17 protein-coding genes are annotated in these 21,606 nt (G+C 62.9%); 16 read left to right on the top strand and 1 reads right to left on the bottom strand.

What is annotated here, in order from left to right; translation table 11 throughout:
* The first annotated feature begins 26 nt into the window (after positions 1-26).
* From BCA01S_RS16470 to BCA01S_RS16540, 14 genes are all read left to right on the top strand, one after another.
* Positions 27-1,016, top strand: coding sequence for a Tim44 domain-containing protein (locus BCA01S_RS16470; protein WP_027777841.1), 990 nt, complete (start codon positions 27-29; stop codon positions 1,014-1,016).
* Positions 1,017-1,181: 165 nt separating this feature from the next.
* The gene (locus tag BCA01S_RS16475) at positions 1,182-1,826 is read left to right on the top strand and encodes a ubiquinone biosynthesis accessory factor UbiJ (protein WP_027777842.1); all 645 of its coding nucleotides are present in this window, start codon (positions 1,182-1,184) and stop codon (positions 1,824-1,826) included.
* 15 nt (positions 1,827-1,841) lie between these two features.
* Positions 1,842-3,419: a ubiquinone biosynthesis regulatory protein kinase UbiB gene (gene ubiB, locus BCA01S_RS16480; protein ID WP_027777843.1), complete on the top strand. Its 1,578-nt coding sequence runs from the start codon at positions 1,842-1,844 to the stop codon at positions 3,417-3,419.
* 19 nt (positions 3,420-3,438) lie between these two features.
* On the top strand, positions 3,439-4,062 hold the full coding sequence (locus tag BCA01S_RS16485) for a methyltransferase domain-containing protein (RefSeq protein ID WP_027777844.1): 624 nt from the start codon (positions 3,439-3,441) through the stop codon (positions 4,060-4,062).
* Positions 4,063-4,317: 255 nt separating this feature from the next.
* Positions 4,318-4,698, top strand: a complete 381-nt coding sequence (locus BCA01S_RS16490) for an FmdB family zinc ribbon protein (protein ID WP_027777845.1) — start codon at positions 4,318-4,320, stop codon at positions 4,696-4,698.
* 72 nt (positions 4,699-4,770) lie between these two features.
* Positions 4,771-5,424: a DUF502 domain-containing protein gene (locus BCA01S_RS16495; protein ID WP_020069630.1), complete on the top strand. Its 654-nt coding sequence runs from the start codon at positions 4,771-4,773 to the stop codon at positions 5,422-5,424.
* 76 nt (positions 5,425-5,500) lie between these two features.
* Positions 5,501-7,300, top strand: coding sequence for an aspartate--tRNA ligase (gene aspS, locus BCA01S_RS16500; RefSeq protein WP_027777846.1), 1,800 nt, complete (start codon positions 5,501-5,503; stop codon positions 7,298-7,300).
* Positions 7,301-7,521: 221 nt separating this feature from the next.
* Positions 7,522-8,007, top strand: coding sequence for a dihydroneopterin triphosphate diphosphatase (gene nudB, locus BCA01S_RS16505; RefSeq protein WP_027777847.1), 486 nt, complete (start codon positions 7,522-7,524; stop codon positions 8,005-8,007).
* Positions 8,004-9,263 (top strand): cardiolipin synthase ClsB, encoded by a 1,260-nt coding sequence (gene clsB, locus BCA01S_RS16510; RefSeq protein ID WP_027777848.1) that lies wholly within the window; start codon positions 8,004-8,006, stop codon positions 9,261-9,263. The genes nudB and clsB overlap by 4 nt, the downstream gene beginning before the upstream one ends.
* Positions 9,264-9,616: 353 nt before the next feature.
* Positions 9,617-10,216, top strand: coding sequence for a TetR/AcrR family transcriptional regulator (locus BCA01S_RS16520; RefSeq protein ID WP_020069634.1), 600 nt, complete (start codon positions 9,617-9,619; stop codon positions 10,214-10,216).
* A 107-nt stretch (positions 10,217-10,323) separates the two neighbouring features.
* The gene (locus BCA01S_RS16525; RefSeq protein ID WP_027777849.1) at positions 10,324-12,111 is read left to right on the top strand and encodes an acyl-CoA dehydrogenase C-terminal domain-containing protein; all 1,788 of its coding nucleotides are present in this window, start codon (positions 10,324-10,326) and stop codon (positions 12,109-12,111) included.
* 115 nt (positions 12,112-12,226) lie between these two features.
* Complete coding sequence (locus BCA01S_RS16530; RefSeq protein WP_027777850.1) at positions 12,227-14,662, top strand: 3-hydroxyacyl-CoA dehydrogenase/enoyl-CoA hydratase family protein; 2,436 nt, start codon at positions 12,227-12,229, stop codon at positions 14,660-14,662.
* Positions 14,663-14,738: 76 nt separating this feature from the next.
* The gene (locus BCA01S_RS16535; RefSeq protein WP_027777851.1) at positions 14,739-15,938 is read left to right on the top strand and encodes an acetyl-CoA C-acyltransferase; all 1,200 of its coding nucleotides are present in this window, start codon (positions 14,739-14,741) and stop codon (positions 15,936-15,938) included.
* A gap of 133 nt (positions 15,939-16,071) precedes the next feature.
* Entirely contained in the window at positions 16,072-16,842 is a 771-nt protein-coding gene (locus tag BCA01S_RS16540) for an enoyl-CoA hydratase (RefSeq protein WP_027777852.1), read from the top strand.
* Positions 16,843-16,851: 9 nt separating this feature from the next.
* Here BCA01S_RS16540 and fdhD read toward each other — a convergent pair whose 3' ends face one another.
* Entirely contained in the window at positions 16,852-17,691 is an 840-nt protein-coding gene (gene fdhD / locus BCA01S_RS16545) for a formate dehydrogenase accessory sulfurtransferase FdhD (protein WP_027777853.1), read from the bottom strand.
* Positions 17,692-17,815: 124 nt separating this feature from the next.
* On the opposite strand from fdhD, the gene BCA01S_RS16550 reads away from it, so the two are divergent.
* Complete coding sequence (locus tag BCA01S_RS16550) at positions 17,816-18,292, top strand: nitrate reductase associated protein (RefSeq protein ID WP_027777854.1); 477 nt, start codon at positions 17,816-17,818, stop codon at positions 18,290-18,292.
* 186 nt (positions 18,293-18,478) lie between these two features.
* On the top strand, positions 18,479-21,589 hold the full coding sequence (locus BCA01S_RS16555) for a sensor domain-containing protein (protein ID WP_027777855.1): 3,111 nt from the start codon (positions 18,479-18,481) through the stop codon (positions 21,587-21,589).
* The last annotated feature ends 17 nt before the right edge of the window (positions 21,590-21,606 follow it).

Genomic DNA, 21,606 nt, shown 5'->3' on the forward strand with positions numbered 1-21,606 from the left:
CATCGTTTTTAAAGGAAAGTGCCAAAATGTCCGATTCAGCCGTGTTATCTCCCCGTAAGGTTAAGCGGTCGCTGGCGAGACGAATCGGACTGATCGCGATGGTCGGCCTGATCATGGCCGGCTCCGTCGCCTCGCTCGATGCGGAAGCTCGCCGCATGGGCGGTGGCCGTAGTTTTGGCCGTCAGTCGAACACCGTTCAGCAACAGGCTGCGCCGTCGCAGCCTTCCCCGTCCAATCAGGGCATGCAGCGCGCGCAACCGGCGCCCGCGCCTGCGCCGGCTCCTGCCCCGCAACCTAACCGCTCGCGCTGGCTCGGTCCGATCGCGGGTCTGGCAGCCGGTCTCGGTATCGCAGCACTGCTGTCGCACTTCGGTCTGGGTGGTGCGTTTGCGGGCGCAATGGTCAACATCATCGTCATTGCGTTGCTCGCCATGGTCGGCATCTGGTTGGTTCGCCGCTTCATGGGCCGCAAGCGCGATACGTCGCAGCCGGCTTACGCGGGTCAGTCGCCGTCGCTGAATTCGGGTGCCACGGGTTACACGCAGGAGCCGCGCTACAGCGCGCCGCCTACGGGCTCGTATCTCGAACCGCAGGGCAATCCGCTGACCACGCCGTCCATCAATACAACGCCGAGCGTGCCGGCGGGCTTCGATTCGGAAGCGTTCCTGCGTAACGCAAAGGTGTACTTCGTGCGCCTGCAGGCCGCATGGGACGTCGGCAATATCGACGACATCCGCGAATTCACCACGCCGGAAATGTTCGCGGAGATCCGCGTCGACCTCGCTTCACGCGGCGCCGAAACGAACCAGACGGACGTCGTTCAGCTCAACGCCGATCTGTTGGGCGTGGAAGAACGTGCGAACGAATACTTCGCGAGCGTGCGCTTCTCCGGCCTGATTCGCGAAACGCCGGGTGCGGCGGCGCAGCCATTCGTCGAAGTGTGGAACCTGTCGAAGGCGAACCGTCCGGGCGAAGGCTGGCTGCTGGCGGGCATTCAGCAGCTCGCGCAGCATTGAGATGGCGCGGGCTCGCGGCGCTGCTTGCCCCGCGTCCGCATGCAACGTTGGCCTGCGGCCGGCCCGCAGTTAGCCGTTCAGCCGAGCAAGCCGCGAAGCGAACGGACGTTACAATAGGAACCCGCGCGAGCACTCGCTTGCGCGGGTTTTTTCTTGCCACTTTCAATGACCCTCGCCGCCAAGCCTTTCGCTGCTGCTGTCAATCATCTGCTCGCCCGCGAATCGTGGGCCCGTGAGCGCCTCGCCCCTTATGCGGGCAGGACCGCCAGACTGTCGTCGCCACCTGTCGTGCTGATGCTGCTGGTGCAGCCGGACGGCTATCTGACTACGCTCGGCGCAAGCGACGCCCGACAGTTCGACGTGACCATCTCGGTCCCGTCCGACGCGTTGCCCGCTTTAGTGCAGGGCGGCCAGGCGGCCGTCATGAAACACGTGAAGATCGAAGGCGACGCGGAGTTCGCCACGGTCATTGCCCACCTCGCCGAGCATTTGCGCTGGGAGCCGGAGGAGGATCTTGCAAAGCTGATCGGCGACGGTCCCGCGTGGCGTGTTGCGTCGATCGTGCGCACGGTCGGTGAACATGTCCAGCGCACCGGCCGCAATCTGCTCGATACGGCCACCGAGTATCTGCTCGACGAGAATCCCCAGCTCGTGCGCCGCGCCGCGCTGGAAGACTTCAATGCCGAGCTGGCACAGGCCCGCGACGCGTTGGCGCGCGTGGAAAAACGTATCCAGCGTCTTGAACAGAAGGTCGAAGCCCACTGCGCAGTTGTGCCGGGCGGCGCCGCCACGTTGCGCGGCACGCGCTAGTCACCGGGCACAACCATGCGTTTTCTGCGTTTCCTCAAGATATTTTTCACGGTTATCCGCTTCGGTCTCGACGAGATGATGCTGGGCCGCGTCAACGACCGGCGCGTGCGCATGCTGCTGCGTATTACCACGATCGGCCGCAAGTTCGACGCGCCGCCCGGCGTGCGTTTGCGGCTCGCGCTTGAAAGCCTCGGGCCAATCTTCGTCAAGTTCGGGCAGGTATTGTCGACGCGGCGCGACCTGTTGCCGGTCGATATCGCCAACGAACTCGCGAAGCTTCAGGACCAGGTGCCGCCGTTCGATTCGGCGGTGGCGATAGGGCTGGTCGAGAAGTCGCTAGGCGCACCGGTCGACGTGCTGTTTGACGATTTCGAGCGGGTGCCCGTGGCGAGCGCGTCCATCGCGCAGGTGCACTTCGCAACGGTGAAGGCCGGACAGCATGCCGGCAAAGCCGTCGCTGTGAAGGTGCTGCGTCCGAACATGCTGCCCGTTATCGATTCGGACCTCGCGTTGCTGCGCGACATCGCCGTGTGGGCCGAGCGTTTGTGGGCGGACGGCAAGCGCCTGAAGCCACGCGAGGTGGTCGCCGAATTCGACAAGTACCTGCACGACGAGCTCGACCTGATGCTCGAGGCGGCCAACGGCAGCCAGTTGCGCCGTAATTTCGCCGGGCTCGATCTGCTGCTCGTGCCGGAAATGTACTGGGAGTTCTGCACGCCGACGGTGCTCGTCATGGAGCGCATGGTCGGCGTGCCGATCAGCCAGGTGGATACATTGCGGGCGGCGGGCGTGGACATCCCGAAGCTGGCGCGCGAAGGCGTCGAAATTTTCTTTACTCAGGTGTTCCGCGACGGTTTTTTCCACGCGGACATGCACCCCGGCAACATTCAGGTAAGCCTCGATCCGGCGCACTTCGGCCGTTATATCGCGCTGGATTTCGGGATCATTGGCGCGCTGTCGGACTTCGACAAGAACTACCTCGCGCAGAACTTCCTCGCGTTTTTCAAGCGCGACTATCACCGCGTCGCGACGCTGCATCTGGAATCGGGCTGGGTCCCGCCGACCACCCGCGTGGAAGAACTCGAGAGCGCCATCCGCGCGGTGTGCGAGCCGTATTTCGACCGCGCGCTGAAGGACATCTCGCTCGGACAGGTGCTAATGCGTCTGTTTTCTACGTCGCGCCGCTTCAACGTCGAAATTCAGCCGCAACTGGTGCTGTTGCAAAAGACGATGCTCAACGTGGAAGGGCTCGGCCGATCGCTCGATCCCGAGCTGGATTTGTGGAAGACGGCAAAGCCCTATCTCGAGCGCTGGATGAACGAGCAGATCGGCCTGCGCGGCTGGTACGAGCGGCTCAAGATCGAGGCGCCGCAATGGAGCAAGACGCTGCCACAGTTGCCGCGGCTGATCCATCATGTGCTGGCCGAGCGCCACGATCACGGGCGGGTCGGCAACGACGACATGATCCGGCAGATCCTGCTCGAACAGAAGCGTACTAACCGGTTGCTGCAGGGCTTGCTGTTGTTCGGCGTGGCGGTCGGCGTCGGCGCGGCGCTGGCGCGGGTGGTCCTCGCGCTGGCCTACGGCAGCTAATGAGTTTGCGAGGCGCGTGATGAGCGACACGACCCAATCCCCGATTCCCGATTTCGAAAACCGTGATCCGAATTCGCCGGCGTTCTGGAACGAGCGGTTCGAGCAGCATTTCATGCCATGGGATCAGGCGGGTGTGCCGTCGGCGTTTCAGTCGTTTGCGGGCCGGCACGCTGGTGAGGCGGTGCTGATTCCTGGTTGCGGCAGCGCATATGAAGCCGCTTGGCTGGCGGCGCACGGCAGCCCGGTTCGGGCGATTGATTTCTCACAGGCAGCGGTTGCGGCGGCGCGGGCGCAATTAGGCGAGCAACATGCACAACTGGTGGAAGAAGCCGATTTCTTCGCCTACGAGCCGCCGTTCAGGCCGGCGTGGATCTACGAGCGGGCGTTCCTCTGCGCGTTGCCGCTGGCGCGGCGCGTCGACTATGCACGTCGAATGGCGGATCTGTTGCCGGCGGGCGCGTTGCTCGCCGGATTCTTTTTTATCGGCACGACGCCGAAGGGGCCGCCGTTCGGCATCGAACGTGGCGAACTGGAAGCGCTGCTGACGCCGTTTTTCGAACTGCTCGAAGACGAACCCGTGACCGATTCGATCGCCGTATTCGCCGGGCGCGAGCGCTGGCTGACCTGGCGCCGCCGCGCGTGAGCGAGGCGCGACGGGAATCGGCGGGCGGCTATAGCGGCAACTGGAAGCGGCTACGTGCGTGACGTGTAACGCGCTTCCGGCGTCAGCGCGGCCCTTGATTTTCCCGGTAGCCGCCCTCATCTGGCGCATCGGCGGTCGCGTCGGACCATCGGCGGTCGCGTCGGACGCTTATCCCCAAAATGCGGGGGCGTTATCGTTTGCGGCTATAATTCAAGGCTTTGCAAGCGTTTACAAGATTTCAGTAGGGAACAGGCTATGCCGATCTACGCTTATCGTTGCGAGTCATGCGGCTTCGGGAAAGACGTGCTTCAGAAGATGAGCGACGCCCAGTTGACGCAATGTCCCGATTGCGGGAAAGACACTTTTCGGAAACAGGTCACGGCCGCGGGCTTCCAGTTGAAGGGCTCCGGCTGGTACGTGACCGATTTCCGCGGCGGCAATAGCGGCACGAGCGCGCCGGCGAAGGCGGACGCGGACGGCGCGTCCAACGGCAACCCGGCCGGGACTGCCGCACCGGCCGGCAACGGCGCCGCCCAAGCCGACACGGCCACGGCCAGCAGCGCAGCCGCCACGCCGGCCCCGCCCGCTGCGGCGCCGGCGGCTAGCACAGGCGCTAGCAGTTCGGGCAGCGCCTAGTGGGACTGCCGCCCTCGCGGGCGGCGCACACGCCGCGCAGCGCTTTAGCGGCGCGGCTTTCTGGCGGTACACATGACGACGAAAAAAACGACACTCAAATCGGTGTTTCTGACTGGCCTGCTGGTGCTGGTGCCTTTGGCCATCACACTGTGGGTGCTCGGTCTGATCATCGGCACGATGGACCAGACGCTGTTGCTGCTGCCGCGCGCATGGCAACCGGAGCGTGTGTTCGGCTTCCGCCTGCCGGGTCTCGGCGCGGTGCTGACACTGGCGTTCATCTTTGTCGTCGGGCTGCTGACGCAGAACTTCGTCGGGCAGAAGCTCGTGAAGTGGTGGGAAGTCGTGGTCGCGCACATTCCCGTGGTCGGACCGATTTACACGAGCGTCAAGCAGGTGTCCGACACGCTGCTGTCGAGCAGCGGCAACGCCTTTCGTAAGGCGCTTCTGATCGAATATCCGCGCCGTGGCTCCTATACGATCGCGTTTCTCACCGGTATTCCGGGCGGCGACGTGATCAATCACCTGAAGGAAGATCACGTCAGCGTCTACGTGCCGACTACGCCGAACCCAACGTCCGGCTTCTTTCTGATGGTGCCGAAGAGCGAAGTGATCGAACTCGACATGACCGTCGACGCCGCGCTCAAGTACATCGTCTCGATGGGCGTGGTGGCGCCGTCCGCGCCGCCGGCGCCGGTGCGCCGCACGACAGTCGAGCCTCCGCTGTAATGCCGGCGCGCAACGTTTCACGCAGTGTTCAGCTGCGGCGCGCCGTTCAACTAATGCAAAACGAAAGTCAAACATCATGTCGATGAGATCTGAATACTGCGGTCTGGTGACCGAAGAACTGCTGGGCCAAACCGTCTCGCTGTGCGGCTGGGTAAGCCGCCGCCGCGACCATGGCGGCGTTATCTTCATCGACCTGCGCGACCGCGAAGGCCTCGTTCAGGTCGTCTGCGACCCGGACCGCGCGGAGATGTTCAAGGCCGCCGAAGGCGTGCGCAACGAATTCTGTCTGCAAATCAAGGGCGTGGTGCGCAGCCGTCCGGAAGGCACGACGAACGCCGCGCTGAAAAGCGGCAAGATCGAAGTGCTGTGCCACGAGCTGATCGTGCTGAACGCGTCGATCACGCCGCCGTTCCAGCTCGACGACGACAACCTGTCGGAAACCACGCGTCTTACGCATCGCGTGCTGGACCTGCGCCGTCCGCAGATGCAGCACAACCTGCGTCTGCGCTACCGCGTCGCAATCGAAGTGCGCAAGTATCTGGACGCGCAGGGCTTCGTCGACATTGAAACGCCGATGCTCACCAAGAGCACACCGGAAGGCGCTCGCGATTACCTGGTGCCGTCGCGCACCAACCCCGGCCAGTTCTTCGCGCTGCCGCAATCGCCGCAGCTCTTCAAGCAGCTCCTGATGGTGGCGAACTTCGATCGCTACTACCAGATCGTCAAGTGCTTCCGCGACGAAGACCTGCGTGCCGACCGTCAGCCGGAATTCACGCAGATCGACTGCGAAACCTCGTTCCTGTCGGAACAGGAAATCCGCGATCTGTTCGAAGCGATGATCCGTCACGTGTTCAAGGAAACGATCGGCGTCGAGCTGGACGAGAAATTCCCGGTTATGCAGTATTCGGAAGCTATGCGCCGCTTCGGTTCGGACAAGCCGGACCTGCGCGTAAAGCTCGAGTTCACCGACCTGACCGACGCGGTCAAAGACGTCGACTTCAAGGTGTTCAGCACGCCGGCCAACACGAAAGACGGCCGCGTCGCGGCGATCCGGGTGCCGAAGGGCGGCGAGCTCTCGCGTGGCGACATCGACAGCTACACGGAATTCGTGCGCATTTACGGTGCGAAGGGTCTCGCGTGGATCAAGGTCAACGAAGTGGCGAAGGGCCGTGACGGCCTGCAAAGCCCGATCGTCAAGAACCTGCACGACGAAGCGGTCAAGGCGATCATCGAGCGCACCGGCGCGCAAGACGGCGACATTATTTTCTTCGCGGCGGACCGCGCGAAGGTGGTGAACGACAGCCTCGGCGCGCTGCGCCTGAAGATCGGTCACTCCGAATTCGGCAAGGCAAACGGCCTCGTCGAATCGGGCTGGAAGCCGCTGTGGGTGGTCGACTTCCCGATGTTCGAATACGACGAAGAAGACAACCGCTACGTCGCCGCGCATCACCCGTTCACTAGCCCGAAAGACGAGCACCTCGAGTATCTGGAAACGGACCCGGCGCGCTGTCTCGCAAAGGCTTACGACATGGTACTGAACGGCTGGGAAATCGGCGGCGGCTCGGTGCGTATCCATCGTGAAGAAGTGCAGAGCAAGGTGTTCCGCGCGCTGAAGATCAACGCGGAAGAAGCGCAAGCCAAGTTCGGCTTCCTGCTCGACGCGCTGCAATACGGCGCGCCTCCGCATGGCGGCATCGCGTTCGGTCTGGACCGCATCGTCACGATGATGGCCGGCGCCGACTCGATCCGCGACGTGATCGCGTTCCCCAAGACGCAGCGCGCGCAAGACTTGCTCACGCAAGCGCCGAGCGAAGTGGACGAGCGCCAGTTGCGCGAGTTGCATATCCGCTTGCGTACGCCGGAACCGAAGGCGTGATCGAGGCGACCCGCGGCTGCCTGTGAACGGCAACGCGGGCTAGCACGCAAGCTAGCGTAGGGAACGTCGAGCAAGATACGCTCGATGAAATAGCAAAACGAGAAAGGCGCGTCATGCGCCTTTTTTGCTTTTTGCGTTACAGTCCATGCAACAGCTTCTGCTCGCTCATTGGACCACTCGCCGACATGTACCGCGCAAGCGTTGCGCCCAGTTTTCACGCCATGCCGAAACCGCCAAAGATCCCGCAGTCCGTACTTGTCGTCATTCATACGCCCTCGCTCGACGTGCTGTTGATCGAGCGCGCCGATATTCCGGGCTTCTGGCAATCGGTGACGGGTTCTAAAGACCGGCTCGATGAGCCGCTCGCCGAGACGGCGATCCGTGAAGTGGCCGAAGAAACCGGCATCGTGATCGGCAGCGCACTGGTGCCGGAGAGCGCCTTGTTCGACTGGCAATACTCGATCGAGTACGAGATCTATCCGCAGTTCCTGCATCGTTACGGCGAAGGCGTGATCCATAACACCGAGCATTGGTTCAGCGTACAAGTGCCCGAACAACTCGAAGTGACATTAGCGCCGCGCGAACACACCGCATTTCTCTGGCTGCCATATGAAGAGGCGGCCTCGCGTTGTTTTTCTTCGTCGAATGCGGATGCGATTCTGCAATTGCCCAAGAGGCTGCGCGAGCGTTCGGAGTCTCGCGGATGAGCGTCGGCGGCGCACGCCGTTTCGCCCGCCTGCGGCAATCGCTGCTCGGCCGCCGCTATTGGCAGCGCTACCGCTTCACGAGCGGCAACGACGTCAAGCTGCTGCGCTCGGGCGGCGAGTTCTTCAGCGCGCTCATCGAGCGCATCGATGCCGCGGAGCGCGACGTCGTTCTCGAAACCTACATCTTCTGCGACGACGAGGCCGGCCAGTCGGTCGGCGCAGCGTTGCTGCGAGCGGCAGCGCGCGGCGTGCGCGTGCGAGTGATTACCGATGGCATCGGCACTGCGCGCCTGTCGATGTTCGACGAATGGGCGAGCGCGGGCATCGAGCATCGCATCTACAACCCGCATATCTTCGGACGCTTCGGCTTTTCGCGCACGCATCGCAAGCTCGCCGTGATCGACGATCAATTCGGGTACTGCGGCGGCATCAACATCGTCGACGATTACGAGAACGACGGCGAAAGGCTGCCCTATCGACGCTGGGATTTCGCGGTGGAATTGCACGGGCCGGTGGTCAACGACATCCGCGAGGCCTTCGAAGTGCAGTGGCGCCGGATTCGCGTCGGTCATCGGCCGCTTGATTCGTTGGAGCCGGATCTGGCTCCGAAGACGGCAGCGTCGCTCGGCAACCTGAGACGTCGCCGCCGGCGCCGCAACGAGGAGCTGTGGGCGGGCGGCGAACCCTGCGTGGCCTTCGTCGCACGCGACAACCTGATCAATCGCAGGGCGATCGAAAAGGCTTATCTGACGGCGATCGGGCAAGCTCGCGAGGAGGTGCTGCTAGCGAACCCGTACTTCATGCCGGGCCGCAAGCTGCGGCGCGCGCTGGTGTATGCGGCGCGGCGGGGCGTGGTGGTGAAGCTGATCATCGGGCGCAAGGAATTCAAGGCGCTCGATTACGCCGTGCCGTTTCTCTATCGCGCGTTGCTTCGAGCAGGGGTGCAGATCGCCGAGTACGAGAAAACCCTGCTGCACGGCAAGGTCGCGGTGGTCGACTCGAACTGGGCGACCGTGGGTTCGTCGAATCTCGACGCGCTGAGCCTGATGCTCAATAACGAGGCTAATGTCGTGCTGGTGAACGATCCGTCGATCGACGCGCTTCGCGAAGCGATTCTGGTCGCTTTCAAGGACTCACGGCGTATCGACGAAGCGCACTACGATGCGCGTCCGGCCGGCGAGCGCCTGCTCAACTGGCTCGCCTACACGACCTACCGGGCGGTGATGAAGCTGCTCACGGTGGGCGGTTACGATTGAGGGGCGGAGTCAATGGCCCCAATCGTCGCGCACGCGCACGTCGCCGATGCCATGCCGACGCATCGCGAACTCAGCGCCCGGCCCTTCCTGATAGCGGCCTTTCTACGGCATCATGCCGGCCTGACGGCGAAAACGGCAACGGAAGCAGCAATCAAGCGGGCGTCCTCCTGAGCAACAATTGCCTCAAGGCGAACCCCTCTAAAAAATCAGCTTCCTCCGATTGCCAGATGCCGCAGAATTGAAACCTGGTTAGAAACCGGTTTCTAATAAAGTCCTTGTTTCGCGGACGGCGCCACTCAATAATAGTACGGCCGTTCGATTTTCATTCGGTCACATTAGAACGGTAAAAAGCTATGCGAAAAGGCGAACAGACGCGAGTCGCGATTCTCGATGCAGCACTTGATCTCGCAAGCCGCGACGGACTTGAAGGTCTGACGATTGGCCTCCTGGCCGAGCGCATGCAGATGAGCAAAAGCGGTGTGTTTGCGCATTTCGGATCGCGCGAAGACTTGCAGGTCGAAGTGGTGCGCGAGTATCACCGTCGTTTCGAAGACGAGGTGTTCTTCCCGAGCCTGCGCGAACCTCGCGGACTGCCGCGCTTGCGAGCGATGATTTCCCGCTGGATCGAGAAGCGCATCCAGGAAGTCACGACCGGGTGCATCTACATCAGCGGCGCCGTCGAGTACGACGACCGCGCGGATAGCCAGGTGCGCGAGCAACTTGTGTCGAGCGTGACGATCTGGCGCGCGGCGCTGACTCGCGCGATTTCGCAGGCGGTAGAGGAAGGGCATTTGCGTGCCGATACGGACCCGCAGTTGATGCTCTTCGAACTGTACAGCTTCACGCTCGGCCTGCATCACGACGCGCGCTTCCTGCATCTGCCGGATGCGGTGCGTCTCACGTGGGCCGCGCTCGAAAAATTGATTGTTTCGTATCAGAGCGAAAGCCGTTAGTGCAAACCGCGGAACCTGAACAAGGTTCCGCGGCGAGAACGCGAACAACATCCGCGTGACGCACTCGCGCTAACGGCCTGGCTTCTTGTCAAACTTTGGAGAGAGTCATGGGACAGTACGCCGCGCCGCTGCGCGACATGCAATTCGTGTTGCACGAACTGCTCAACGTCGAAGCCGAGATCAAGCAGATGCCGAAGCACGCGGATCTCGACGCGGAGACGATCAACGCCGTGCTCGAAGAGGCCGGCAAGTTCTGCTCCGAAGTGTTGTTCCCGCTCAATCACAGCGGCGACCAGCAAGGTTGCACCTACGTCGGCGACGGCGTCGTCACCACGCCGAAAGGCTTCAAGGAAGCCTATCAGCAGTATGTGGAAGCTGGCTGGCCGGCGCTTGGCTGCGATCCGGAGTACGGCGGCCAGGGGCTGCCCGCGTTCGTCAACAACGCGTTGTACGAAATGCTGAACTCGGCGAATCAGGCGTGGACCATGTATCCGGGTCTCTCGCACGGCGCATACGAATGTCTGCACGCACACGGCACGCCCGAGCTGCAGCAGCGCTATCTGCCGAAGCTCGTTTCCGGCGTGTGGACCGGCACGATGTGCCTGACCGAACCGCATTGCGGCACCGATCTCGGCATTCTGCGCACCAAGGCCGAGCCGAACAGCGACGGTTCGTACTCGATCAGCGGTACGAAGATTTTCATCTCCAGCGGTGAGCACGATCTCGCGGAGAACATCGTCCACCTCGTGCTCGCACGTTTGCCGGATGCGCCCAAGGGCACCAAAGGCATTTCGCTTTTCATCGTGCCGAAGTTCGTTCCGAACGAAGCCGGCGAGCCGGGCGAACGCAATGGCGTGAAGTGCGGCTCCATCGAACACAAGATGGGCATTCACGGCAACGCGACCTGCGTGATCAATCTCGACGACGCGAAGGGCTGGCTCGTCGGTGAGCCGAACAAAGGCCTGAACGCGATGTTCGTGATGATGAACGCGGCCCGCCTTGGCGTCGGCATGCAAAGTCTCGGCCTTACCGAAGTTGCATATCAGAACTCGCTCACGTACGCGAAAGAACGTCTGCAGATGCGTTCGCTGACTGGCCCGAAGGCGCCCGAGAAGGCCGCTGATCCGATCATCGTGCACCCCGACGTGCGGCGCATGCTGCTCACGCAAAAGGCCTATGCGGAAGGCGCGCGCGCGTTTTCGTACTGGTCCGCGCTGCACATCGACAAGGAACTGTCGCACGCCGACGAAGCGGTGCGCAAGGAAGCCGCCGACCTCGTCGCGCTGCTCACGCCGATCCTGAAAGCGTTCCTGTCGGACAACGCGTTCGAAGGCACGAATCACGCGATGCAGATTTACGGCGGCCACGGCTTCATCGCGGAGTGGGGCATGGAGCAGTACGTGCGCGACGCGCGTATCAACATGATCTACGAAGGCACTAACGCGATTCAGGCGCTCGACCTGCTCGGCCGCAAGATTCTCGGCGACATGGGCGCGAAGATGAAGAAGTTCGGCAAGCTCGTAACGGAGTTCATCGAAGCGGAAGGCGTGAAGCCGGAAATGCAGGAATTCATCAACCCGCTCGCCGACATCGGCGAAAAGGTGCAGAAGCTGACCATGGAAATCGGCATGAAGGCCATGCAGAACCCGGACGAAGTCGGCGCCGCTGCCGTGCCGTACTTGCGTACTGTCGGCCATCTCGTGTTCTCGTACTTCTGGGCGCGCATGGCGCGCATCGCGCTGGACAAGGAAGCGTCGGGCGACCCGTTCTACAAGGCGAAGCTCGCCACCGCGCGCTTCTATTTCGCGAAACTGCTGCCTGAAACGGCCATGACGATCCGTCAGGCGCGCGCCGGTTCGAAGCCGCTCATGGAAGTCGAAGAAGCGCTGTTCTAAGCCATCTCACGGAACGCGTCGCGCACATTCGAACAGCGCGGCGCGTTCGCCAGCCACACATGTCGCGAACCAGCCGACACATTCGCGACGCCGCATAACTCCCCGGAGGAACGACGTGAGCAATCTGATCATTCGCAAGGTAGCCGTGCTCGGCGCCGGCGTGATGGGTGCGCAGATCGCCGCGCACCTGATCAACGCCAAGGTGCCCGTGCTGCTGTTCGACCTGCCCGCCAAGGAAGGCCCAAAGAACGCAATCGCGCTGAAGGCGATCGAGAATCTGAAGAAGCTGTCGCCGGCGCCATTCGGCGTGAAAGACGACGCGCAATACATTCAGCCGGCGAATTACGACGACGACATCGCCAGGCTCGCAGAATGCGACCTCGTGATCGAAGCGATCGCCGAGCGCATGGACTGGAAGCACGACCTGTACAAGAAGGTGTCGCCGCATATCGCGCCGAACGCGATTTTCGCGACCAACACGTCGGGCCTGTCGATCACCGAACTCTCGCAAGGTTTCGCGGACGAGCTGAAGGCGCGCTTTTGCGGTGTGCACTTTTTCAATCCGCCACGCTACATGCATCTGGTGGAATTGATTCCGACCGCGACGACGCGTCCGGAAATTCTCGATCAACTCGAAACGTTCCTGACGAGCGTGGTCGGCAAGGGCGTCGTGCGCGCGAAGGACACGCCGAACTTCATCGCGAATCGCGTCGGCATTTTCTCGATTCTCGCCGTCATTACCGAAGCCGCGAAATTCGGCCTGCGTTTCGACGAAGTGGACGATCTGACCGGCTCGCGTCTCGGCCGTGCGAAGTCGGCCACGTTCCGGACCGCCGACGTGGTCGGTCTGGACACAATGGCGCACGTCATCAAGACGATGCAGGACAACCTGAAGGACGATCCGTTCTTCCCCGTCTACGAAACGCCGGCCGTGCTCGCCGAACTCGTGAAGAAGGGCGCACTCGGTCAGAAGACCGGCGGCGGCTTCTATCGGAAAGAAGGCAAGGCGATCAAGGTGCTCGACCCGAAAACGGGCGACTACGTGGATGGCGGTGCAAAGGCGGACGAACTGGTCGGCCGCATCCTGAAGCGCCCGCCGGCCGAGCGGCTCAAACTGCTGCGCGAATCGCAGCATCCGCAGGCCCAGTTCCTGTGGTCGATTTTCCGCGACGTGTTCCACTACATCGGCGTGCATCTGGAATCGATCGCCGATAACGCGCGCGACGTCGACCTGGCAATCCGCTGGGGCTTCGGCTGGAACGAAGGCCCGTTCGAAGGCTGGCAGACCGCGGGCTGGAAGCAGGTCGCCGAATGGGTGCAGGAAGATATCTCGGCGGGCAAGGCGCTTTCGAACGTGCCTCTGCCGTCGTGGGTGCTCGACGGCCCGGTCGCCGAGAAGGGCGGCGTGCATACGAACGAAGGTTCATGGTCGCCCGCTTCGAAGACTTTCGTGCCGCGTTCGTCGCTCGGTGTGTACGACCGGCAGGAGTTTCGCGCACCGCTCGTCGGCGAAACGGCTGCTGACCCGAAGACCTATGGCAAGACGCTGTTCGAAACCGACGCCGTGCGCGCCTGGGTGGACGACCGCGCCGGCGAAAACGACGTGCTGATCGTGTCGTTCAAGAGCAAGATGAACACGATCGGACCGTCGGTGATCGACGGTCTCACGCAGGCAATCGAACTCGCTGAGAAAGAGTACAAAGGTCTCGTCGTATGGCAGCCGACTTCGCTGAAGCTCGGCACGCCGGGCGGCCCGTTCTCCGCAGGCGCCAACCTGGAAGAAGCGATGCCCGCGTTCATGATGGGCGGCGCAAAGGGCATCGAGCCGTTCGTGAAGAAATTCCAGCAAGGCATGCTGCGCGTGAAGTATGCGAGCGTGCCGGTCGTCTCCGCGGTGTCGGGCATTGCGCTTGGCGGCGGCTGCGAACTGCTGCTGCATAGCGCGAAGCGGGTCGCGCACATCGAAAGCTATATCGGTCTGGTGGAAGTCGGCGTGGGTCTCGTGCCCGCGGGCGGCGGCCTGAAGGAAGCGGCGCTGCGCGCAGCGGAAGCCGCGACGCAAGTCGGCGCGACCAACGACCTGTTGAAGTTCGTGCAGAAGTCGTTCGAAAACGCGGCGATGGCGAAGGTCTCCGCCTCCGCGCTCGATGCTCGCGCAATGGGTTATCTGAAGCCGTCCGACACGATCGTCTTCAACGTGTTCGAGTTGCTCGACGTCGCGAAGAAGGAAGCGCGCGCGCTGGCCGGCGCGGGTTATCGCCCGCCGCTGCGCGTCACGCAAGTGCCGGTCGCCGGACGTTCGGCGATCTCGACGATCAAGGCTTCGCTCGTGAACATGCGCGACGGGCGGTTCATCAGCGAGCATGACTTCCTGATCGCAAGCCGTATCGCGGAAGCCGTCTGCGGCGGCGACGTCGAAGCAGGCAGTCTCGTCGACGAAGAATGGCTGCTGCAACTGGAGCGTCGCGCGTTCGTGGATCTGCTGGGCACGCAGAAGACCCAGGAACGGATCATGGGCATGCTGCAGACCGGCAAGCCGGTGCGGAATTGAGCGACTGGCGCAAATACATTTGCATGGGGCGGGAGTAAGCGCGAAAGCGTCACCGCCGCCTACATCGGAGCTTCAAATGACAAAGCAATTGCAAGACGCATACATCGTCGCCGCGAGCCGTACGCCGATCGGCAAGGCGCCGCGCGGCATGTTCAGGAACACGCGCCCGGACGAACTGCTGGTTCACGCGATCAGATCGGCCGTTGCGCAGGTGCCTGGGCTCGACACCAAGGTGATCGAAGACGCGATCGTCGGCTGCGCGATTCCCGAAGCGGAACAGGGGTTGAACGTCGCGCGGATGGGCGCATTGCTGGCCGGTTTGCCCAATTCGGTCGGCGGCGTCACGGTGAACCGCTTCTGCGCGTCGGGTCTGACCGCGCTGGCTATGGCCGCGGACCGCATCCGCGTGGGTGAATCGGACGCGATGATCGCGGGCGGCTGCGAATCCATGAGCATGGTGCCGATGATGGGCAACAAGCCGTCGCTGTCGCCGCATATCTTCGATCGCAATGAAGACGTCGGCATCGCGTACGGCATGGGCCTGACCGCGGAGAAAGTTGCCGAGCGCTGGAAGATCAGCCGCGAGGCGCAAGATGCGTTCTCGGTCGAATCGCATCGTCGCGCGATCGCCGCGCAGCAAGCCGGCGAGTTCAGCGACGAAATCGCCGCTTACACGATCACCGAACGCTTCCCGGATCTGGCTACCGGCGAAGTGCGCGTCAAAACGCGTGAAGTCGCGCTCGACGAGGGCCCGCGCGCGGACACCTCGCTCGAAGGTCTTGCGAAGCTGCGCACGGTGTTCGCGAACAAGGGCTCAGTGACAGCGGGCAACAGCTCGCAGACGTCGGACGGCGCGGGCGCGCTGATTGTCGTGTCGGAAAAGATCCTGAAGCAATTCAATCTGACGCCGCTCGCACGCTTCGTGAGCTTCGCGGTGCGAGGCGTGCCGCCGGAAATCATGGGCATTGGGCCGAAGGAAGCGATCCCGGCCGCGTTGATGGCTGCGGGTCTCAAGCAGGACGACATCGACTGGATCGAGCTGAATGAAGCGTTCGCCGCGCAGTCGCTCGCGGTGATTCAGGACCTCGGTCTCGATCCGTCGAAGATCAACCCGCTCGGCGGCGCGATCGCGCTGGGTCATCCGCTCGGCGCGACGGGCGCGATTCGTGCGTCCACAGTCGTACACGGCCTGCGCCGTCGCAACTACAAGTACGGCATGGTGACAATGTGCGTGGGCACGGGCATGGGCGCAGCCGGCATTATCGAGCGGCTGTGACACAGTCCCCGCCGGTGTTAGCGGCAAGCCTGTTAAGGCGCGCAGAACGGTTCGCAGGCTTGCCGCTTGCGAACCGTTTTCGCATTCGCAGCAGCAGTTTTCCAGCAGTTTCCGCAGCAGTCGAGGAGACAAAATGACGACGGATATTCTGGTCGAGCGCGCAAATGGCGTGCTGACGATTGCCTTCAACCGGCCGGACAAGAAGAACGCAATCACGGCCGCGATGTACCAAACGATGGCCGACACGCTGGTGCAGGCGCAAGGCGACGCGTCGGTGCGCGCGATTTTGATTCGTGGCAGCGCAAACATCTTCAGCGCCGGCAACGACCTCGAAGACTTCATGAAGTCGCCGCCAATGGGCGAAAACGCGCCGGTGTTCCAGTTCCTGCATGCAATCAGTTCAGCCGAGAAGCCGGTGGTCGCGTCAGTGGCGGGGCCGGCGGTGGGCATCGGCACGACGCTGCTGCTGCATTGCGATCTTGTCTATGCCGCCGACTCCGCGAGCTTCTCGCTGCCGTTCGCGCAACTCGGGTTGTGCCCGGAAGCGGCGTCGAGCCTGCTGCTCGCGCGCGTCGCCGGCTACCAGGCGGCAGCTGAAAAACTGCTTCTTGGCGAGGCGTTCGACGTCGCGGAGGCACAGCGCATGGGCTTTGTGAACCGCGTACTGCCGGCTGCGGAAGTCGATGCGTTCGCGGCATCGCAAGCAGCGAAGCTGGCCGCGCTGCCGGCGTCGTCATTGCGGGTGACGAAGAGCCTGATGAAGCGCGCGAGCCACCAGGAACTGCAAACGCAGATGTCGGAAGAAGCCGTGCATTTCGGCAAAATGCTAATCGCGCCCGAAGCGCGCGAGGCGTTCAAGGCGTTCTTCGAAAAGCGCAAGCCTGACTTCCGGCAATTCGACTGAACCGGCTACTCAGCTTTGTGACGGCTGCGCGGTGTCGTAATCGACGTAGCTGGTTTCACGGCAGAAGCTGACGAGCCGCACGCCCGCCTTGCGGGCAATCGCAATTGCAAGCGACGAGGGCGCCGAGATCGTCGCGACCATCGGCACGTCGACGCGAGCAGCTTTGCGCACGAGCTCGTAACTCGCGCGGCTCGACAGGAACACGAAGCCCTCTTTCGTATCCACGCGATCGAGCACGAGTTGGCCGATCAGTTTGTCGAGCGCATTGTGGCGGCCCACGTCTTCGAACGCGTAGCGTATTCCGCCCGCCGCGTCGCACCATGCGGCGGCGTGCAAGCCGCCCGTGAGACGCGTGAGCGCCTGATGCTGCGGCAACTCGCGAGCGGCGCGCGCAATCGCGTCCGGCGCGAGCCGCTGCAAAAAGCCAGTGTCCGGCACGCGTTCGGGTTTCAGATCGAGCAAGTCGATGCTTTCGATGCCGCACACGCCGCAGCCGGTGCGGCCAGCGAGCGCGCGGCGCTTTTCCTTCAGCGCGACGAACGCCTGCTGCACGACCTGCAACTGCACTTCGGCGTGCGGCAATTCGCCGTCGTCATGCAATTCGACCTCGATGTCCTGAATGTCGCTGCCACGCCCGACGATTCCTTCCGAGATTGCGAAGCCCACCGCGAACGCTTCGAGGTCGCGCGGGGTGCACATCATCACCGCATGCGAAATGCCGTTGAAGACGAGCGCGACCGGCCACTCCTGACCGACGTGGTCGGTGACCGTTTCGACCGCCGCACCGCGATAGCGATGCACCTGACGCTCCACCGCGCCTGGCTGGCCGGCTGTTTCCAGTTCGTTCAAGCTGATTCACTCCATTTATGCTGCGTGCGCGCCGTACCGGACTGCGCCGCCGGTGTGCGAATAAGGTTCTAAAATACCTCAAGCCGGGCTTGTGCGTTGCCCGTCAACAATGAGGAACACTGTCATGGGACTCAACGAGGCACCGCTGCTGTTCAACTTCGAGGTGAAGTCGTCGGAGAATTTCACTTACATCCCGATGTCGGTTCGCTTCAATCTCGATCGTTTCGGCCTGCGCATTTCGCTCGCGCAGTGGCAAATGCTGCCGCTCGAAGACCGCAAGCTGCTCGCACGTTTCCCCGTCGAGGACGACGCGGAGATCGAGCCGAACTTCGATCACGCGCTGTTCGAAATGTTGCGCACTCACGCGAACGTCGAGCCGGAGTGGTTCACGCCCGACGAGGCGCCAGCCTGGCGCAGCACGGACGGCGTGCCGGAGAGCGTCGTGCGTCAGGCGAAACAGGCCGGCCTGGCGGCGCCGAGCCCCGCGCTGTGGGCGGAACTCGATCCGTTCAAGCGCTACGTGCTGGCCAAGCTTTCGCGCAAGCAGGAGATCAACCACGACTTCATCCCGGCGATGAAGGAATTTGGCGCGGCCGGCTAGGCGCGGCCGGCTAGGCGCGGCCGGCCAGGCGCCACCACCGAAATTTTTTTCACTCGCAACCCTCAACCTGTTCCGAACGCTGCCGTTATCCATGGGTTGGCGCGTAAAAGATTCGCATCGATGCGGCCGGACGCATCGGAAGCGGCCTCGCGCTCCCGCCTGAAGAACGATCGACGTTCGGAACCCATGACCCATTTCATCTCGAAGCGGCTGCTGATCAATATCGCGGTCGTGGCCGCCGCGCTCGGCGCAAACGTGTTCGTCGCGTATTTGCAGATCGGCGGGCAGCGCGATGCCGACGCCCGCATGCTGCATTCAACGCACGTTCGCCAGAGTCTCGACGCCTACCAGACGGCGCTCGACGCCGGTCTCGCCGCGCTCGCCCGGTTCGAAGCGTCCGCTGAACCGTCGCCGGGAAACGCCGCCGCGACGATGAGCGCTACGCTCGCCAGTCTCCAGCGCGAGTTGCGCGACGAGCTTGCCGACGAGCCCGCCATGCTCGCCACGCTCACGCAGATCGACGCCGACAGCCGCGCGCTGCAACGCGACATCGACGACGCGCTGCTGGGCCGCGATGCCGCCGAACCGGCCGCGTCACGCGCATGGGCGGCGGCGTCGTATATGCATGTCGGGCTCGGGCTGCAACGTGTCGAAGCGGGCCTCGCCGCGCTGCGCGACGCCGAAAACCGCGCGTTCAAAGAGTCGCTCGCGGCTTCGACGAAACGGGCGAAGCACGCCATGTTCATGTTGGTCGCGACCATGATCGCGGGCAGTGCGCTCCTCATTTTCACTTTCGGCATCCGCGAAAGCAGTGCGCGCAAGAAGCTGCACAGCGCGCGGGCGCTTGGCCGCAACGACGAGCGTTTTCGCAGCCTGTTCGACGATCATCCGGTGCCCATGTATATCTTCGACCGCGAGACGCTGCGCTTTCTCGCCGTCAATTCTGCGGCGATTCAGCAGTACGGCTATTCGGAGGCCGAGTTTCTCGACATGACGATTCGCGCGATCCGGCCGAATGTGGAGATCGCGCGCCTCGAGTCGCACCTGCAGCGCGCTGACAGCGTGCAGCACGGCCGCACGATGGCGGGCATCTGGCATCACCGGCGCAAGGACGGCTCGACCATCAGCGCGGACATCTCGTATCACGCGTTGAACTTCATGGGACGCGCCGCGTTTTTCGTTCTCGCCGACGACGTCACTGAACAGATCAACGCCGAAGCCGAGGCTCAGCGTTCCAATCAGATGCTCGAAGCGGTGATCGACAACATTCCGCAGCGCATTTTCTGGAAAGATCTGGAGTCACGCTATCTGGGCTGCAACATGGCGTTCGCGCGTGACGGCGGGCTCTCATATCCAGAGCAGGTGGTAGGCAAGAGCGACGCAGACATGCCGTGGCGCGCCTTCGCCGAACTGCTGAACGCGCACGACAAGGAAGTGATCGACACCGGCGTGCCGAAGATGAACTTCGAGGTCGACATGGTGATCGACGGCGTGCATCGCACGACGGTGACGAGCAAGCTGCCGTTCACCGACGGCGAAGGCCGTGTGATCGGCGTGCTCGGTTCATACACCGACATCACGGAGCGCAAGCGCGCCGATCTCGCTCTGCGTCTGCAAAGCCGCGCGCTCGACGCGAGCGTCAACGCAATTCTGATTACGGCTCCCTCGCCGTCGGGCAATCTGATCGAATACGTGAATCCTGCGTTCATGCGGATCACAGGCTACGATCCCGCCGAAGTGATCGGCCACGATTGCCGGGTCTTGCAACGCGACGATCGCGAGCAGGAAGGCGTTGCGTCGATCCGCAAGGCGCTCGCCGCGAATCGCGAAGTGAGCGCGGTGGTGCGCAACTATCGCAAGGACGGCGCGCTGTTCTGGAATCAGCTTTTCATTGCGCCCGTGCCGAACGCGGAAGGCGTGATTACGCATCACATCGGCGTGATCAATGACGTCACCGACCTGATGCGCTATCAGGAACAGCTCGAATATCAGGCCAACTACGACAGCCTCACGCGCCTGCCCAACCGCAATCTGCTGCGCGACCGTCTGCAGCACGCGCTGATCGTCGCGCAGCGGCAGCACAAGGGCGTGGCGGTGGTGTTCATGGACCTCGACGGTTTCAAGAACGTCAACGACAGCCTGGGCCACAGCGTCGGCGATCGCCTGCTCGGCGTCGTGGCGGAGCGGCTCGCGCGCTGCACTCGCACGAGCGATACCGTCGCGCGTCACGGCGGCGACGAGTTCGTGATCGTGATGACGGACACTGTCGATGAACAATCGCTGATTGCGTGGATGGAGCGCGTGCGCGCTTCGATTTCGGAGCCGGTCTGGCTCGACGGCACGGAACTGTACGTCGGGTGCAGCATGGGAGCGAGTCTGTTCCCGCAAGACGGCGACGACGCCGAAACGCTGATGAAAAAGGCGGACCTCGCGATGTATCGCGCGAAGGACATGGGCCGCAACACGTTCCAGTTCTATCAGCCGGAGATGAACGCGAGCGCGGGCGCGCGTCTGAATCTTGAAAGGCGCTTGCGCCGCGCGCTGCGCGACAACGAATTCCTGCTGCACTATCAGCCGCAGGTCGATATCGACAGCGGACAGATCGTCGGTACCGAGGCGCTGGTGCGTTGGCGCGATCCTGAAGTGGGGCTCGTGCCGCCGTCGTCGTTCATTCCGGTTGCCGAGGAAAGCGGTCTCATCGGGCCGCTGTCCGAGTGGGTGCTACGCGAGGCGTGCCGTCAAAACAAGGCCTGGCAAGACCTTGGCTTGCCGCCGGCGCGTGTGTCGGTCAACCTGTCGGCGCGCGTGTTCCAGCAGCGCGATATTGCGAAACTCGTCATGCAGGTGCTCGACGAGACCGGCCTCGAGCCGCAATACCTCGAACTGGAACTGACTGAGAGCGCGATCATGCGCAATGCCGAAGAAGCCGTGTCCATGCTCAACGAGCTGCACGCGCTCGGCATTGGCCTTGCCATCGACGACTTCGGCACGGGTTATTCGAGCCTCAGCTACCTGAAGCGTTTTCCAGTGGACCGGCTGAAGATCGACCGCTCGTTCGTGTCCGACATCGGCATATCCGGCGACGACGAGACGATTACCTCGGCCATCATCGCGCTCGCTCATTCGCTGAAGTTGCAGGTGATAGCCGAAGGCGTCGAAACGTCGGCGCAACTCGACTTCCTGAAGGAGCGTGCTTGCGACGAGATGCAAGGCTTCTACTTCGCGAAGCCTTTGTCCACCGATGCAATTTACGACTTGATGCAAGGCGGCGCGGCGCGCGAACTCGCGCTAGTTTGAATGCGGCGGCGGCGCGT

Source organism: Paraburkholderia caledonica NBRC 102488, assembly GCF_000685095.1.
In the GTDB taxonomy this organism is placed as follows: Bacteria; Pseudomonadota; Gammaproteobacteria; order Burkholderiales; family Burkholderiaceae; genus Paraburkholderia; species Paraburkholderia caledonica.